The 15,030-nt window shown below is 73.2% G+C and carries 15 protein-coding genes and 1 riboswitch; of the genes, 6 read left to right on the forward strand and 9 right to left on the reverse strand.

Annotated elements, in window-relative coordinates; genetic code table 11:
* Positions 1-71: 71 nt before the first annotated feature.
* The gene (gene thiD / locus BLW32_RS24425; protein ID WP_068741391.1) at positions 72-914 is read left to right on the forward strand and encodes a bifunctional hydroxymethylpyrimidine kinase/phosphomethylpyrimidine kinase; all 843 of its coding nucleotides are present in this window, start codon (positions 72-74) and stop codon (positions 912-914) included.
* Here the strand turns inward: thiD and BLW32_RS24430 are convergent.
* From BLW32_RS24430 to BLW32_RS24440, 3 genes are all read right to left on the reverse strand, one after another.
* Complete coding sequence (locus BLW32_RS24430; RefSeq protein WP_225535621.1) at positions 880-2,061, reverse strand: AbrB family transcriptional regulator; 1,182 nt, start codon at positions 2,059-2,061, stop codon at positions 880-882. The two genes, thiD and BLW32_RS24430, sit on opposite strands and share 35 nt — an antisense overlap.
* A 107-nt stretch (positions 2,062-2,168) precedes the next feature.
* On the reverse strand, positions 2,169-2,927 hold the full coding sequence (locus tag BLW32_RS24435) for an ABC transporter permease (RefSeq protein WP_068741390.1): 759 nt from the start codon (positions 2,925-2,927) through the stop codon (positions 2,169-2,171).
* Complete coding sequence (locus tag BLW32_RS24440; protein WP_068522932.1) at positions 2,924-3,862, reverse strand: ABC transporter ATP-binding protein; 939 nt, start codon at positions 3,860-3,862, stop codon at positions 2,924-2,926. Before BLW32_RS24440 ends, BLW32_RS24435 begins: the two co-directional genes overlap by 4 nt.
* Before the next feature lie 92 nt (positions 3,863-3,954).
* On the opposite strand from BLW32_RS24440, the gene BLW32_RS24445 reads away from it, so the two are divergent.
* The 4 genes from BLW32_RS24445 (at position 3,955) to BLW32_RS24460 (ending at position 8,810) form a co-directional block, all read left to right on the forward strand.
* Positions 3,955-5,472 (forward strand): serine/threonine-protein kinase, encoded by a 1,518-nt coding sequence (locus BLW32_RS24445; protein ID WP_068741389.1) that lies wholly within the window; start codon positions 3,955-3,957, stop codon positions 5,470-5,472.
* Positions 5,450-6,355 (forward strand): serine hydrolase, encoded by a 906-nt coding sequence (locus tag BLW32_RS24450; protein ID WP_068741388.1) that lies wholly within the window; start codon positions 5,450-5,452, stop codon positions 6,353-6,355. Before BLW32_RS24445 ends, BLW32_RS24450 begins: the two co-directional genes overlap by 23 nt.
* A gap of 82 nt (positions 6,356-6,437) precedes the next feature.
* Complete coding sequence (locus BLW32_RS24455; RefSeq protein ID WP_068741387.1) at positions 6,438-7,283, forward strand: LuxR C-terminal-related transcriptional regulator; 846 nt, start codon at positions 6,438-6,440, stop codon at positions 7,281-7,283.
* 177 nt (positions 7,284-7,460) lie between these two features.
* Positions 7,461-8,810 carry an MFS transporter gene (locus tag BLW32_RS24460; RefSeq protein ID WP_231857372.1) on the forward strand — a complete coding sequence of 450 codons (1,350 nt, stop codon included), beginning with the start codon at positions 7,461-7,463 and terminating at the stop codon, positions 8,808-8,810.
* 4 nt (positions 8,811-8,814) lie between these two features.
* Here BLW32_RS24460 and BLW32_RS24465 read toward each other — a convergent pair whose 3' ends face one another.
* From BLW32_RS24465 to thiO, 5 genes are all read right to left on the reverse strand, one after another.
* Positions 8,815-10,164, reverse strand: a complete 1,350-nt coding sequence (locus BLW32_RS24465) for a TetR/AcrR family transcriptional regulator (RefSeq protein ID WP_074850826.1) — start codon at positions 10,162-10,164, stop codon at positions 8,815-8,817.
* Between the two features lie 11 nt (positions 10,165-10,175).
* The gene (locus tag BLW32_RS24470) at positions 10,176-11,591 is read right to left on the reverse strand and encodes an ABC1 kinase family protein (RefSeq protein WP_068741385.1); all 1,416 of its coding nucleotides are present in this window, start codon (positions 11,589-11,591) and stop codon (positions 10,176-10,178) included.
* Entirely contained in the window at positions 11,578-12,378 is an 801-nt protein-coding gene (locus BLW32_RS24475; RefSeq protein WP_068741384.1) for a thiazole synthase, read from the reverse strand. Before BLW32_RS24475 ends, BLW32_RS24470 begins: the two co-directional genes overlap by 14 nt.
* Positions 12,371-12,568: a sulfur carrier protein ThiS gene (thiS, locus tag BLW32_RS24480; protein WP_068522939.1), complete on the reverse strand. Its 198-nt coding sequence runs from the start codon at positions 12,566-12,568 to the stop codon at positions 12,371-12,373. Before thiS ends, BLW32_RS24475 begins: the two co-directional genes overlap by 8 nt.
* Positions 12,559-13,596: a glycine oxidase ThiO gene (thiO, locus tag BLW32_RS24485; protein ID WP_068741383.1), complete on the reverse strand. Its 1,038-nt coding sequence runs from the start codon at positions 13,594-13,596 to the stop codon at positions 12,559-12,561. Before thiO ends, thiS begins: the two co-directional genes overlap by 10 nt.
* Positions 13,592-13,703: riboswitch (TPP riboswitch) on the reverse strand. (Overlaps the previous gene by 5 nt.)
* Positions 13,704-13,736: 33 nt before the next feature.
* Between thiO and thiE the strand changes: the two genes are divergently transcribed.
* Entirely contained in the window at positions 13,737-14,408 is a 672-nt protein-coding gene (gene thiE, locus BLW32_RS24490) for a thiamine phosphate synthase (protein ID WP_068522941.1), read from the forward strand.
* Between the two features lie 128 nt (positions 14,409-14,536).
* On the opposite strand, the gene BLW32_RS24495 is transcribed toward thiE, so the two are convergent.
* A complete protein-coding gene (locus tag BLW32_RS24495; RefSeq protein ID WP_068523302.1) occupies positions 14,537-15,007 on the reverse strand; it encodes an NUDIX hydrolase in 471 nt (156 codons plus the stop codon).
* Between the last annotated feature and the right edge of the window lie 23 nt (positions 15,008-15,030).

Raw genomic sequence — 15,030 nt, forward strand, 5'->3', positions numbered from 1 at the left:
TTGCGGCCGCAACGCCTTTTCCCGCCGGACGCACCCGCCGACCTGGCCGTTCGCGGCGGTATCCTCGGCCCATGCAGTTCCTCCCCCTGCCCGCGAACGGCGAGACCCCGGTACGGGTGATGACGATCGCGGGGTCCGATTCCGGCGGTGCCGCGGGGCTCCAATCGGACCTGCGGACCTTCGCGCTCGCCGGCGTGCACGGCACGAGCGCCGTCACGGCGGTCACGGTGCAGAACAGCCTCGGCGTCACCGGTTTCCACCCGATCCCGCCCGAGACCGTCGCGGGCCAGATCCGCGCGGTGGTGCAGGACATCGGAATCGGGGCCGCCAAGACCGGCATGCTGGCGACCGCGGGGATCATCGACGCGATCGCCGACACCGCCGAGGAACTCGGGATCGGCGCGCGCATCCCGTTCCTCGTCGACCCCGTCTGCGCCTCGCAGCACGGCGACCCCCTGCTCACCCCGGAGGCACTGGAGACCCTGCTGCGCCGCCTGTTCCCGCTCGCGCACCTGGTCACCCCCAACCTCGACGAGGTGCGCCTCATCACCGGCATCGACGTCGTCGACGAGCCGACGCAGCGCGACGCCGCACGCGCGCTGCACGCCCTCGGCCCGCGCTGGGCGCTGGTCAAGGGCGGCCATCTGCGCACGGCGTCCACCAGCACGGACGTGCTGTACGACGGTGCCGAGTTCCTCGAGTTCGAGGCGCCGCGCCTGGACACCCGGCACGATCACGGCGCGGGCGACACGCTCGGCGCGGCGACGGTGTGCGCGATGGCGCACGGCTTCGACGTCCCCGACGCCGTAGCCTTCGGCAAGGAGTGGGTCACCCGGTCCCTCGCGGCCGCGTACCCCGTCGGCGCGGGCCACGGCCCCGTCAATGCGTCGTGGCGGCTCCGCGAGCAGCCCTGAGCCCCGACCAGCGGTTCATCGCGGCCACCACCAGCGGCAACGCCAGCACGACGATGATGAGCCGCAGGCTCTGGACGGTCGCGATGAGCGCCATGTCGGCCTCCGCGCTGCCGGCGGCGCTGGCGACGACGGCGTTGATCCCGCCGGGGGTGGTGGCGAGGTAGGCATCGGAGAGCGGCACGCCGGTCAGGTACGCCGCGGCGGCGGCGAGGAGCGCGACCAGTCCGCACAGCACGACGATGCCGGCCGCGATAGCGGGCAGCAGGTGCGCCAGCCGGCGCAGCAGGCGGCGGTCGAACATCAGCCCCACCTCCAGCCCGACGACGATGAGCAACAGCTCCTTGAACGCGCCCTGCGGCGCGAAGCCGCGGGTGAGCTCGGCGCCGCCGATCACCGCGGCCAGCAACATCGGCCCGATCAGCCCGCCGCCCGGCAGGTGGAGCCTGCGGCCGAGCCACATGCCCGCCATCGCGAAGACGAAAGCGGTGGACAGGCCCGCCACCTGGTCCCCGCGGCCCACGATCTGCAGGTCGAGCAGCCAGGACTGCGACGACGCCGTGGCGCCGCCGGCCAGGCCCACCATGACGAACGGGGCGGTGAGGCTCACCAGCAGCACGCGCGAGTACTGCATCACGCCGACGACGTCCTTGCGCGCTCCGAGCTCGTCGCAGAGGGTGACCACCGCCGAGGAGCCTCCGGCCATGAGGCCGAGCGTCGCCGTGCGCTGGTCGAGTCCCGAGGCCCACCGGCTCAGCGCCCACGCGGTGACGAGCGAGAGCAGCACGGTCAGCACGGAGATCGCGAGGAAGGGCGCGAGCACGGGACCGACGGCCCGCATCGCCTCCAGATTCAGGTAGCCGCCCAGCATGACGCCGATGAACGCCTGCGTCCACCTGCTCACCTCGGCGGGGACGGTGACCTCCCGTCCGATCGCCATGCGGAGCACCGCACCCAGCACGAGCGCCGCGAGGAGCGCGGGCGCGGGGACCCCGAACAGCCCCAACGCCTCGGCCAGCAGCCAGGCCCCGACGAGGACCGCGAGGTACCGCACACCCCGTCGCCCGACGGTGCGCCGCACGAGCCCCGGCGCGGGGTCCCGCACGGGCGCGTCCGGGGCGGTCGGCGGGGCGGCGCTCTCGACGGTCACCCTTCCTATGTAGCACTGCGAACGATCGCCGGAAAGGGGCGTCGACGAACGTTCACGCGATGCTTACATCCGCGGTGTGACCTGCATCGATGAGCGCGACGAGTGAGTCACGCGTCACGCCGCGCGACGAGTGCGACGCCCCCGGCCCACAGCGCGCCGATCACGACGAGGAGGTAGACGAAGGACACCGGCGCGCCCCACGGGAAGGTGTCGTCGAAGAGGACGCCCATGAAGTTCTGCAGGTTCGACAGCGGCAGGTAGGGCCCCGCCTCGCGGGTCTGCGGGATCGTCGTGATCACGTTGTCGACCACGAACAGGTAGCCCAGGAGCAGGGTGATGGCGCCGGCACCGTTGCGCAGCGCGCAGCCCACCGCCACGCCCAGGACCGCCGCGAAGGCCGTCCCGACGGGGAAGGCGAGGAACGAGGCCGCGCCCGAGCGCAGCACCTCGCCCGGCGAGCCGTCCACGATCACTCCGAAGAGCAGCACCGCCACGACCATCGCCACCGCGTAGGTCACGGCGCACACCACGGCCACCACGAAGGTCTTGGCCAGCAGGGCGATCCACCGGTTGGGCACGGCGAGGAAGGTGGCCCGCAGCGTGCTGTAGCGGACCTCGGTGGTCACCGACAGCACGCCGATGACGCCGGCGAAGGTGATCGCGATACCGGGGAGGGCGGCGAAGCCCGAGAGCGGCGCGAGGGCCACCACTCCGATGTCGTCCACGGTCTCCCCGACGTTGCGGATCACCAGCGCCACGATCACGGTGATCGCCAGCGCCGCCGCCGACGATCCGATCAACAACCACTTGGTGGCGCGGACCGTCGCGAGCTTGACGAATTCGGCCTGGACAGCGCGCACGATCATCCGATGCCTCCCGTTCCGCGGTACTCCACCGCTCCGCCCGTGAGGCGCATGAACACCTGTTCCAGCGAACTGCTCTGCGGGGCCAGCTCGGCGAGCGGCAGCCCTTCGGCGGCGGCGATCTCGCCGACCGCGTCGCTCGTGGCGCCCCGGACGGTCAGCACGGTGCGACCGCCCCCGCCCGGAGCGGCCTCCGCCGCCGCATCCACCGCCAGCCCGCGCGAGGTGAGGGCCTTGGCGAGCTCCCTGTCGCGCGGGCTGCGCACGCGCACGGTGCGCTCGGAGTTCTGCTCGATGAAGTCGGCCATGGTGCCGTTCCACACCAGGTGGCCGCGGCCGACGATCACCACGTCGTCCGCGGTGAGCGCCATCTCGGCCAGCAGGTGGCTGGAGACGAAGACCGTGCGGCCCTGCGCGGCGAGCGATTTCATGAAGGTGCGCACCCAGACGATGCCCTCGGGGTCGAGCCCGTTGACCGGCTCGTCGAAGAGCAGCACGCCCGGGTCGCCCAGCAGCGCACCCGCGATGCCGAGGCGCTGCGCCATGCCGAGGGAGAATCCGCCCGCCTTCTTCCGCGCCGCGTCCGACAGCCCCACGGCCGCCAGGCACTCGTCGGCGCGCCCGACGGGGATGCCGCTCGCCACCGCGAGCCAGCGCAGATGGTCGCGCGCAGTCCGATTGGGGTGCACCCACTTCGCGTCGAGCAGCGCGCCCACCTTCGTCATCGGCCGGTCGATGGCGCGGTAGTCGCTGCCTCCGATCGTCGCGCGGCCGGCGGTGGGACGGTCCAGTCCGAGGATGCACCGCATCGTCGTGGACTTGCCCGCTCCGTTCGGCCCCAGGAAGCCGGTGACGCGACCGGGCCGCACCGCGAAGGACAGGTCGTTCACCGCCTGGACGGCCCCGTAGGTCTTGGTCAAGCCCGCGACTTCGATCATGGATTCACGCTAACAATTCTTCGGCCGCGCCGCCGTGACCCGCTTCCCGCCATAGACTCGGCCCCGACCGGACTCGGCGGAGGGGGCTGGCGATGAACGGGGACTCGGTGAACGACCGGGCGGGAACGATCTTCGGCCCGTACCGATTGGTGCGGCTGCTGGGCCGCGGGGGCATGGGCGAGGTCTACCTCGCCCACGACACGGTGAAGGGCCGCGACGTCGCGCTCAAGCTGCTGCACGCCGGCGTCGCGCAGGATCCCGGATTCCGCGGGCGCTTCACGCACGAATCGCAGACCGCGGCCCGGCTCTCGGACCCGCACGTCATCCCGATCCACGACTACGGCGAGATCGACGGCACCCTGTACCTCGACATGCGGCTCGTCGACGGCAACAATCTCGCCGAGCTCGTCGCCGCCGGCCCGCTGCCGCCCGAGCGGGCCGTCGACCTCGTCGCCCAGGTCGCCTCCGCCCTCGATTCCGCGCACCTGCAGGGCCTCGTGCACCGCGACGTCAAGCCCGCCAACATCCAGGTGACCCCGTCGGGCTTCGCCTACCTGCTCGACTTCGGCCTCGTCGTGGACGGTGCCGCGGACCGGCTCACCTCCGCCGGACTGTTCGTCGGCTCGCAGGCGTACGCCGCGCCGGAGCGCTTCGACGGTGGCGGCGCCACCCCCGCGGGCGACGTCTACTCGCTGGCCTGCGTCCTCTACGAGCTGCTCGCCGGCCGGCCCCCGTTCGCCGCGAACTCGATCTCCGAGATGATGCGCCACCACCTGCTCTCGGCGCCGCCGCGAGCATCGGCGGTCGCGCCCGTCCCCGCCGCGCTCGACGCCGTGATCGCCAAGGGCATGGCGAAGCGCCCGGAGGAGCGCTACGCGACCTGCGGCTCGCTCGCCCGGGCAGCCACCGCCGCCCTCCGCGGCACGCCGCAGAGCTGGGGCACCACGACGACGGTGCCGTCGGCGCCGGGCCCGGCGGGGCCTCCCTCCGCGCCGCTGCCCACGCAGATCTCGTACCCGCACGGCGCGCCCTCGTCCAGCGGCGGGCCGCAGTACGTCACCCCGAGCTACGCGCCGCCCGCCGCCTACCCGCCCATCGCCGGTGTCGGCGCGGCCGCCCCGCCGCCGCGCAATCGAACGCTGGTCCCCGTGCTCGCGCTCGTCGCGGTCCTGCTCGTCGCCGCGGTCGCCGCCGCCGTCGTGCTCCTCCTCGGCGGTGGATCGTCGGCTCCCGTAGCGGCGACCACGACCACCGCGCCGCCCGCGTCCGCGGCCACCGCCACGAGTGCCGCACCGTCGACCACCCCGACGGTGACCAAAGCCGCCCAGCCGGCCAACACCGAGGTGTGCCCGGGTGACACCGGCCAGGTCTTCGGCACCGTCGCCGCCGACCGGGGCAGCGGCGTGCCCGGCGAGCCGTACACCTCCTGCGAGTTCGCCACGGCGATCGCCGCTGCCTACCGCGCGGCCCACACCGCACCGCAGTCCGGGCCCGTGTCCGCGGTCAGCCCGCGCGCCCCGGACCTCGGCGCGATCGCCATGTCGTGCATCGGCACGACGAACATCGTGACCTGCCGGGGAGGGAACAATGCGATCGTCTACCTCTACTAGGGCGGCCGCGGTCCTCGCCGCAGCGCTGAGCGCCACCGCCTGCACCATCGGCGACGCGGGGTCGGCCGCGCCCTCGTCCTCGGCGCCCGCGCAGAGCCCGGCGACCGCGGTCGCCGGCTCGTCCACCGGCTCACCGTCGGCCCGCGCCTCGGCCGGCCCCGCCGACCCGCTCCGAGCGGCGCTGGACCGCGCGGTGGCCGCGATCCCCGGGCGGGCGAGCGTCGCCGTCGCGGGCGGCGGGCGCGTGGTGTCCGCGGGGACCGTGACGGGATTCCCCGCCTGGTCGACGTCCAAGGTGCCGCTGGTCATGGCCGCGCTCGAGCGCGCGGGGACGCCGGAATCCGCGGTCACGGCCGACATGCGCGCCGCGATCACCAGCTCCGACAACGAGGCGGCCGAGGCGATCTGGTCGTCCCTCGGCGCGCCCGCGAAGGCGGGCCTCGCGGTACAGCAGGTGCTGCGGGCGGGCGGCGACACCGAGACCGTGGTGCAGGCCGCCAAGGTGCGCCCCGAGTACTCCGCGTTCGGCCAGACCCTGTGGAACGACGGGCCCGCCGCCACCTTCGCGGCCCGGCTCCCCTGCTCGTCCTCGGGCCGGTCGACCGCCGCGCTCATGCGCGAGGTCGACGCGAACCAGCAGTGGGGCGCGTTCGGCCTGCGCGGCGCGCAGTCGGTCGGCGTCAAGGGCGGCTGGGGCCCCGGCACCGACGGGGCCTACGTCGTGCGGCAGCTCGCCGTCGTGCAGACCGCCCGCGGCTACACCGGCGTGATGCTCTCCGCGCGCCCCGCGGACGGCGGGTTCGCGTCGGGCAGGGCGGCCCTCACCCGCCTCGCGGAGACGCTCCGCGCGCAGCTCGGGGCCCTGCCGGCGGCGCCCTGCTGACCCGTCCGGCTGTGGTTCCCGTCACACGGACGAACCGGTCATGCGATGATGAATCACCCGCTGCGACCGCCCGGAGAGACCGATGACCGCCAGCACGATCGACGCCGACGCGACCAGGTCCGCCCTCCGAACCATTCGTACGCGCACAGAACTTCCCGTGGCCTTCGTCGGCCTGGTCGATGACGACCACGTGATCCTGGACGGCGGCGTCGGCCTGCGCACCCCGGCCCTCAACGGCCTTCCGGTCGCGCGCGGCGCGGGCTTGGGCGGGCACGTCCTGCGCACCGGGCGCCCCACCGCCGTGGCCGACTACGGCACCGCCGGCATCACCCAGCACTACCAGGCGCACGTGCAGGCCGAGGGGCTGCGTTCCATGGTCGCGGTACCGCTCGCGGTGAACGGCATCGTGCGCGCGGTCTTCTACGCCGCCGACCGCCGGCAGTCCACGTTCGGCGACACCATCCTCGGCGCCGTCGCGCACACCGTCCGCGACCTCGCCTACGAGCTGCGCGTGCGCGACGAGGTCGCGCGGCGGATGCAGTTCGCCGAGGCCGCTGCGGCGGAACGGTCCGCCCTCGGCGGCGTCGACCGGGAGCTCCTGCGCGAGGTCTTCTCCGAGCTCCGCGCGCTCGCCGGGGAGATCACCGACGGTGCCGTCCGCTCGCGCCTGGAATCGGCGTGCGGCCGCATCACCGACCTCGGCCGCCCGGCCGACGATGCCGCCCGCCCCGAGCGCCCGCTCACCGCGCGCGAGCTGGACGCGCTCGCCCACGTGGCGCTCGGCTGCACGAACGCCGAGGTGGCACAACGCCTCTCGATCAGCGCCGAGACCGTCAAAGCCTACCTGCGCAGCGCCGGGCAGAAGCTGGGGACCCGCACCCGGTTCGAGGCGGTCACCCGCGCCCGGAGCCTCGGCCTCCTGCCGTAGCGCCGGGAGCACCGCCGGACGGGCGACCGCGCACCGTCGGACCGACTACCCCCTTTCGGGGGTACCGCCGATGTGACCGCCATCACTACCGTTCGTGGGGTCCACCGACCCCGAGGAGCCCCTGTGAGCGCACCCGACCTCCCCGTCGTCCCGAAAGCCCGGCTCCGCCGGGTGGCGATGGCGAGCTCGATCGGAACCACGATCGAGTTCTACGACTTCTTCATCTACGGCACCGCCGCCGCCCTGGTGTTCCCCACCATCTTCTTCTCGAACATGAGCCCCGGCGTCGCGACGCTGGCCTCGTTCGCGACCTTCGCGGTGGCGTTCTTCGCCCGCCCGGTGGGCGCGATCCTGTTCGGCCACTTCGGCGATCGGATCGGCCGCAAGCGCACCCTGGTGTGGACGCTGCTGATCATGGGCGCAGCGACGGTGATGATCGGCCTGCTCCCCGGCAGCGAGACCGGCGTCTTCGGGCTGTTCCCGAACGGCATCGGCACGCTCGCGCCGGTGCTGCTCGTGGTGATGCGCTTCCTTCAGGGCTTCGCCGTGGGCGGCGAGTGGGCCGGCGCCACGCTGCTCACCGCCGAGTACGCACCGAAGGGCAAGCGCGGCCTGTACGCGATGTTCCCGCAGCTGGGCCCGTCGTTCGCGTTCTTCCTCTCCAGCGGCACGTTCCTGCTGTTCACGCTGACCGCCGGCGATACGAAGAACGCCGAGAGCGCCTTCATGACCATCGGCTGGCGCATCCCCTTCCTGATGTCGGCCCTGCTCGTGCTCGTCGGCCTGTGGGTGCGACTGACCGTCGAGGAGACCCCCGTCTTCACCGAGGTCCGCAAGCGCGCGATGAGCGAGATCAACCGCACCAAGCTGCCCTTCCTGGATGCGATCCGCTTCCAGTGGAAGGAGATCCTCATCGCCGCCGGGGCGCTGGCCTCGCTGTTCTCGCTGTTCTACATGGGCACCGCGTTCCTCACGAACTACGCGACCAAGAACCTCGGCTTCCCGCGCACCACGGTGCTGGCGATGGGCATGGCCGGCGCCGTCTTCTTCGGCCTCGCGATCGCCGCGTCGGCCGTCTACTCCGACAAGATCGGCCGCCGCAAGGTCATCATGACCTCGTGCGCCCTCGCCGTGGTGTGGTCGCTCGTGCTGTTCCCGATCCTGGACACCAAGAGCCTGCCGATGTACGCCGTCGGCCTGATCGGCACGCTGATCATCTTCGGCATCGCCTACGGCCCCGCCGGCGCCGCGCTGCCCGAGATGTTCCACGAGCGCTACCGCTACACCGGCGCCGGCCTGGGCTACAACCTCGCCGGCATCCTCGGCGGCGCGATCCCGCCGCTGATCGCGGCGAAGTGGGTCGCCGACGGCAACCAGCTGTGGGTCGGCTTCATGCTGGCCGGGCTGTCCGGGGTGAGCGTGCTGTGCTGCTACCTGATGGTCGAGACCAAGGACCACGACATCGTCGAGACCGCGAGCGCGGACCGCGACGACGCGCAGCCCGGCGAGGACCTCGCCACCGTCTAGCCGCTCACTCCGTACGGGCGCCGCCGAGAAGCAGATTCGTGACCACGCGAGCGCTCTCGGCGGGGCTCGTCACGTCGACATCGCTGACCATGGCCGCGGCGGCGCCGAGCATGTAACCCAGCCAGACCTCCGCGATGTCGCCGACGTCGAGACTCTCGTGCACCAGGCCCGCCGCGGACGCGCCACTGAGGATCGCCACGAACCGCGACGTCGCCTCGCGGTACAGCGCCAGGTAGGTGTCGAAGGCCTCGACGTCCACGCCGGGCACCTCGAGCGCGAGGAAGCGGAACTCGTCCAGGCGCGCCGCGACATCCTGGAGCACATCGCGATTCAGCTCGAACACCGCGGCCTGGAGGGCCTCCACCGTGCCCGCGGGCGGATCCGCCACGACGGCGTCGAGCCGGCCCAGGACACCCTCCCGGCTCCGCTCGACCAGCACCGTGAGCATGTGCCGCTTGCTGTCGAAATAGTTGTAGAAAGTCCCGTGACTGACGCCGGCGCGTTCGGTGATCTCGCGGACCCCGACCGCCGCGTAGCCCTTCTCCACGAACTCGGCGATCGCGGCGTCGAGCAGTTCGGCGGAGCGGCCGGCGACCGTGTCCTGCGGGGCCTCCGGCGCGGAATCGCCCTCGCCCGACGGTGCCAGAACCGGCAACGTCGACCGGGCATCGTCGGCCAGGATGCCGCTGGCCGACATCCGGACGGCGGATCGCACGTAGGCCTGCCGCCGCTCGGCGCTGTCGGCGCCGGTCAGCGCCATGACGAGGCCGGGCACACCGAGCGCGGGGAGGAGCCGGCCCAGTTGGACGGTCTCTGCCTCCGGGTCCTCGGTGCGGGTCACGATCCATCCGCGCTCGCGGGCGTGGCCGAGCGCGCGGCCCATCATCCCATCGAAAGTCTGGTACAGGCCCTGGATCCGGAAGCGGAGCTCCTCGTCGACGGTGCCGGACTGCACCATGACCACCTTGAGGATGTCGGGCCGCGAGTCGACGAGGTCGAACAGCCGCGCGGCGACGTCTTCGACCATCCGCTCGGTGGCCTCGAGGTCTCCGCCCGCGGACACCTCGACCACGCGGTCCGGCGCGATGGCGGTCATCAACTCGTCGACGCAGCGGTCGAAGACGAGGTCGAGCAGCTCGCGCTTGCCCTCGACGTAGCGGTACAGCGTGCCCTGCCCCATTCCCGCGCGCTTGGCGATGTCGGCGACCGAGGCCTGCTCGTAACCCTGCTCCGCGAAGACGGTGAAGGCGGCGTCCGTCAGCTGCTCGCGGCGACGCTCGGCGAGCCCCACGGACGGCGGACGGCCGCGACGAGGCCTGGGGGCCTCCTCGACGCCCGACTCCGATACCGACATGGTTGAAGATTCTATCCCGCATCCGTTCCGCGCAGGTCGCGCCACTCTGCGATGGCAACGCCCATCGGTGTCGCCGGGCCGTCCAGTCCCAGGACCTCGCAGGCGATCGCCCGCCACGGCCCCGTCGCGCGGAGTTCGCCGAGCAGCGCCACCGTCGACATGTCAGTGCGGCGGCCGAGGGCGTGCTCGGCCTGCAGCATCTGGCCCTCGAACTTGTCGAAGAAGCCTCCGGCGGGGAGCGTCGCCGCGATCACGGCGTCCCGCGCGGTCTCGGGCGTGATGGTCACCTCGCCGTCGTGCAAGTGCCATCCGACGACGTGGTCGATGTACTCGGCGAGGTCGCCGGCGTCCATGAGGTCCGGCCGGCCGATGAATCCCGCCTGCACGGCGAGGGTGTGCACCCGCGCGGTGTCGCCGCGGAGCAGCGAGGTGAACAGGTCCCGCTCGAAGGCGTGCTCCTCGTCGGTCAGGTGCACCGTCATCCCGAAGTCCACGAATCCGGCTCGACCGTCCGGCAGCACGAGCACGTTGCCCGGGTGCGGGTCCGCGCAGAACCGCCCGGTGCGGTACATCTCCCCGCAGTAGAAGCGGTAGACCGCCTCGCCGATCCGATTACGCCTGTCCTGGTCCAGTGCCGCGGCCGCCGCGAAGGGTTCGCCGACGAGGAACTCGGTCACCAGGACCCGGTCGCTGCACAGCTCGTCCACGGGCTGCGGCACCGCGATGCCCGGATGGCCCGCGAAGAGGTCGGCGAAGTACCGGTGGTGTCGGAGCTCGGCCGCGAAATCCAGTTCGGCGAGCACCTGCCGCGCGATCTCCTCGGACAGCGCTGCGGCGTTCGACGCCGGGATGTACCTGCCCAACACCTTGAGCAGCAACCGCATGTTCTTCAGGTCCGCCCGGACCATCGCGTCGACCCGCGGGTACTGGATCTTCACGGCCACGTCCCGGCCGTCGTCCAGGACTCCGCGGTAGACCTGCCCGATCGACGCGGAGGCGATCGGGCCCTCGAGCCGGGCGATCCGCCCGCGCCGGTCCCCCAGTTCCTGGTCCAGGACCTTCATCATGGCGGCGTCGGTCCACCGCGGGGCCGCCTGGAACAGCGGCTTGAGCCGGTCCGCGAAGGCCTCCCGCGCCGACGGCTCCGTGATGCCGATGTCGATGACCGCCAGCAGCTGACCGAGTTTCATCGCGGCGCCCCGCATGCCGCCGAGCACCGTCACCAGATCGTCGGCGAGGGCGAGGATCGTCGCGTCCCGGGCGTCGCGGTCGGCCTGCTCGTCGCGGAACCGCGAGGCGGCCAGGGTGCCCGCGGTCCGGGCGGCGTGCCGCACCGCGACGCCGCCGATCTGCGCGCTGCGGCGGATCCGTCCCGACGGTGCCGCCGACGCCCCGTCCGGCTGTCGGGCCGGATCACGCCCGGCCACGGGAGCCCGTCGCGCCGGCCATGCGGCCGTCCATCGGGGAGGAGGGAACCGCCCAGCGGCGCTGCGGGATCCGGCCCGCCCCGCGGGCGAGCCTGCCTGCCTCGACGGCGAGCCGCATCGCGGTGGCCATCGCCTCCGGGTCGGCGGCGCGGGTCACGGCAGAGGCGAGAAGCACGGCGTCGCAACCGAGTTCCATCGCGAGCGCCGCGTCGCTCGCGGTCCCGATCCCGGCGTCCAGGATCACCGGCACGGGGCTCTGGGCCACGATCATCTCGATGTTGTGCGGGTTGAGGATCCCGAGGCCGGTACCGATCGGGGAGCCCGCGGGCATGACCGCGGCGCAGCCCACGTCGGCGAGGCGCCGGGCGAGGATCGGGTCGTCGTTCGTGTACGGCAGCACGGTGAAGCCGTCGGCCACCAGTTCCTCCGCAGCCTCCACGAGGGCCACCGCGTCGGGCAGCAGGGTCCGCTCGTCGCCGATCACCTCGAGCTTGACCCAATCCGTGTGCAGCGCTTCGCGGGCGAGCTGCGCCGTGAGCACCGCCTCCGCGGCGCCCAGGCAGCCGGCGGTGTTGGGCAGCGGCATGATGCCCAACTCCCGAATGGTCCCGAGGACGCCGCCGCCCTCCGCCAGGCTCGTGCGGCGCAGCGAGACGGTGGTCAGCTCGGTGCCGGACGCCACGAGCGCGGCCCGCAGGTGCTCGAGGTTGGCGCTACCGCCGGTGCCCGTGATGAGCCGCGAGCCGAACTCCCGCCCCGCGATGACCAGCGGATCGCGATCAGCCACCCTGGACCGCCGTCAGCACCTCGACGTCGGCGTACGCGGGCAACGCCTCGTCCCACCGTGACCGCGGGTGCACCGCGCCGTTCACCGCGATCGCCACGCCCTTGTCCGGCAGCCCCAGTTGGTCGAGCAGCGTGTGCGCCGACGTCCCGTCGAGCACCTGCCGGTCGTCGCCGTTCACCGTCAGCTCCATGCCTGCACCTCCTGCTTCAGAACCATATCCGCCGCCCGCAGCCCCGTCACGGGTGCGAGGAGCAGCCCGTTGCGGCCGTGCCCCGTCGCCGCGAAGACGCGGCCGCCGAGCGGCGCGATCACGGGCACGTTGCCCGCCGTCGTGGGCCGCAGGCCAGCGGTGACCTCCACGAACTCGTATTCGCGGAGGAAGGGCAGCACGGTGAAGGCGTCGTCCAGCAGCTCCACCACGGGCCCGATGCGCACGCCGAGATCGTGGTCGTTCTCGTACTGCGTGGCGCCCACGACCACGCCGTCCGCCCGGGGGACGACGTACACCTGCCGGCCGCGGACCCGGGCGCGCACCGTCACTTCCGGGGGTGGCAGGCACGTCGGTCCGCGCCGCAGCCGCACCACCTCGCCCTTCACGGGCCGCACCCCGAGCTCGGGGGCGAGCGCGGCGGAATCGGATCCGGCGCAGACGATCACGGCGTCGCCGGGCAGGTCGTCGAGGGCGGCGGCGCCGTCCACCGACTCGGCCCGGAAGGTCACGCCCTCGGTCGTGCACGCAGCGCGGAGTGCCCGGTGTACGAGGCGGTTGTCGACGGAGATCTCCTCCGGCGCCGTCGCGGCGGCCCGGATCCGCGGCGCCGCACCGGGAACCGCGCGCGCCGCGGCCGACGGGCGCAGCGGCCCGAACAGCGCGGGGTCGCCGACGGCCGTGGCGATGGTCTCCAGGTCGGCGGCGTCCCCGTCGTCGACGGCGAGGTGCACGGCGCCGCGCGACGTGACCAGCGGACCGTCGGCGAAGGGCTGGAGGTCGCGCGCGAAACCCTCCCACAGGCCCAGGGATTCGACGCCGAGCCGGAACAGCCCCTCCTCGCCGGGCCACGCCTCGGAGTACGGGGCGATCATGCCCCCGGCCACCCAGGAGGCCCCCGACCCCGGCTGGGGATCGACGACGGTGACGGTGCTCCCGTGCCGCGCCAGGGTCCAGGCGACGGTGAGGCCGACGGTGCCCCCGCCCACAACGGTCACAGTCTTCTTCACGCGAACAGATCCTTCCTTCGCCGGCATTACCCGGATCAGGTCTGACGGTCAGGGGCGCGACGTGCCCCACTCTCAGCCCCGCGGCGGGAGCTCCCGTGTGTACGTCGTCCAGCCTACTCCGCCGGGCCTACGCTGGGGCCATGATCTCCCCCCGCGAGCGCCTCGCCTCCGCCTCCCTGTACCTGTGCACCGACGCCCGCCGCGAGCGTGGCGACCTGGCCGAGTTCGTCGCCGCGGCGCTGCGCGGCGGCGTCGACATCGTGCAGCTGCGGGACAAGGGGTCGGCGGGCGAGCGCGAGTTCGGGGCGCTCGAGGCGGCGCAGGAGATCGACATCGTCGCGCAGCTGCGGGAGATCGCACACGACCACGGCGCGCTGGTCGCGGTGAACGACCGCGCCGACGTCGCATTCGCGGCCCGGGCGGACGTGCTGCACCTCGGGCAGGACGACCTACCCGTGCCGGTGGCCCGGCAGATCGTCGGGCCGGACGTGGTGATCGGCCGGTCCACGCACGACGGTGCCCAGGCGCGCGCGGCCGCAGCGGAGGAGGGCGTCGACTACTTCTGTACCGGCCCGTGCTGGCCGACGCCGACGAAGCCGGGCCGCACCGCCCCGGGCCTGCCGCTCGTCCGCGAGACCGCCGCGGCCGCGCCCGCGCGGAAGTGGTTCGCGATCGGCGGCATCGACCTGCCCCGCGTGCCCGAGGTGACGGCCGCGGGTGCCGACGCCATCGTGGTGGTCCGCGCCATCACCGCCGCCGACGACCCCGAAGCCGCCGCCCGCGCCCTCACGGCCGCCCTCACCGCCGGCTGAGCCGTGGCCCTCCCTAGCGGGACGTTCAGCACCCTCGCGTGTCGTGCATTCCCCGTGTCCATGGACATGGGGAGGTGGCCGCCCCGCTAGGGAGCGCGGGGAGCGGAGCGGGAGACCGAGCGGCCGAGCTAGTCGTCCGCGAGGGCACGGACCTGGACCTGGAGATCCGGCCAGGCTGCGGCGAACGCGGGGTGCAGCTTGCGGTCGGTGACTGAGCCGAGCGCGACCCACTCCAGCGCCGTGGACTCCTCGTTGGGCACGAGATCTCGCGGCTCGACGAGGCGGGCGAGCACCGTCGTGTAGGTCCAGCCGACCTGCGAGCGGGCGGTGACCACCTCGGAGAGCACCTCGAGCGAGGTGGGCGGGAGGCCCGTCTCCTCGAAGGCCTCGCGGAGCGCGGCGTCGGCGGCGGACTCGTGCGAGTCCCGCGCCCCACCGGGCAGCGCCCAGGTGCCGCCCTGGTGGCTCCACCACGCGCGGTGCTGGAGTAACACCCGGCTCTCGTCCGGCGACAGAGCCAACAGACCCGCGGCGCCGAACCGGCCCCAGAACCGGGAACCGTCCGGGTCGCGGACCCAGCCGTTCCCGTCACCCAACACGACACCCACCGTAGCCGAACGAG

Source organism: Tsukamurella tyrosinosolvens, from assembly GCF_900104775.1.
Lineage (GTDB): Bacteria > Actinomycetota > Actinomycetes > Mycobacteriales > Mycobacteriaceae > Tsukamurella > Tsukamurella tyrosinosolvens.

Excerpts from the sequence above, each read along its gene's own strand:
- BLW32_RS24440 (WP_068522932.1), bottom strand. The coding sequence starts at position 3,862 with ATGATCGAAGTCGCGGGCTTGACCAAGACCTACGGGGCCGTCCAGGCG.
- thiS (WP_068522939.1), bottom strand. The coding sequence starts at position 12,568 with ATGGAGCTGACGGTGAACGGCGACGACCGGCAGGTGCTCGACGGGACG.
- BLW32_RS24455 (WP_068741387.1), top strand. The coding sequence starts at position 6,438 with ATGACCGCCAGCACGATCGACGCCGACGCGACCAGGTCCGCCCTCCGA.
- BLW32_RS24450 (WP_068741388.1), top strand. The coding sequence starts at position 5,450 with ATGCGATCGTCTACCTCTACTAGGGCGGCCGCGGTCCTCGCCGCAGCG.
- BLW32_RS24465 (WP_074850826.1), bottom strand. The coding sequence starts at position 10,164 with ATGTCGGTATCGGAGTCGGGCGTCGAGGAGGCCCCCAGGCCTCGTCGC.
- thiD (WP_068741391.1), top strand. The coding sequence starts at position 72 with ATGCAGTTCCTCCCCCTGCCCGCGAACGGCGAGACCCCGGTACGGGTG.
- BLW32_RS24460 (WP_231857372.1), top strand. The coding sequence starts at position 7,461 with ATGGCGAGCTCGATCGGAACCACGATCGAGTTCTACGACTTCTTCATC.
- thiE (WP_068522941.1), top strand. The coding sequence starts at position 13,737 with ATGATCTCCCCCCGCGAGCGCCTCGCCTCCGCCTCCCTGTACCTGTGC.
- BLW32_RS24435 (WP_068741390.1), bottom strand. The coding sequence starts at position 2,927 with ATGATCGTGCGCGCTGTCCAGGCCGAATTCGTCAAGCTCGCGACGGTC.
- BLW32_RS24445 (WP_068741389.1), top strand. The coding sequence starts at position 3,955 with ATGAACGGGGACTCGGTGAACGACCGGGCGGGAACGATCTTCGGCCCG.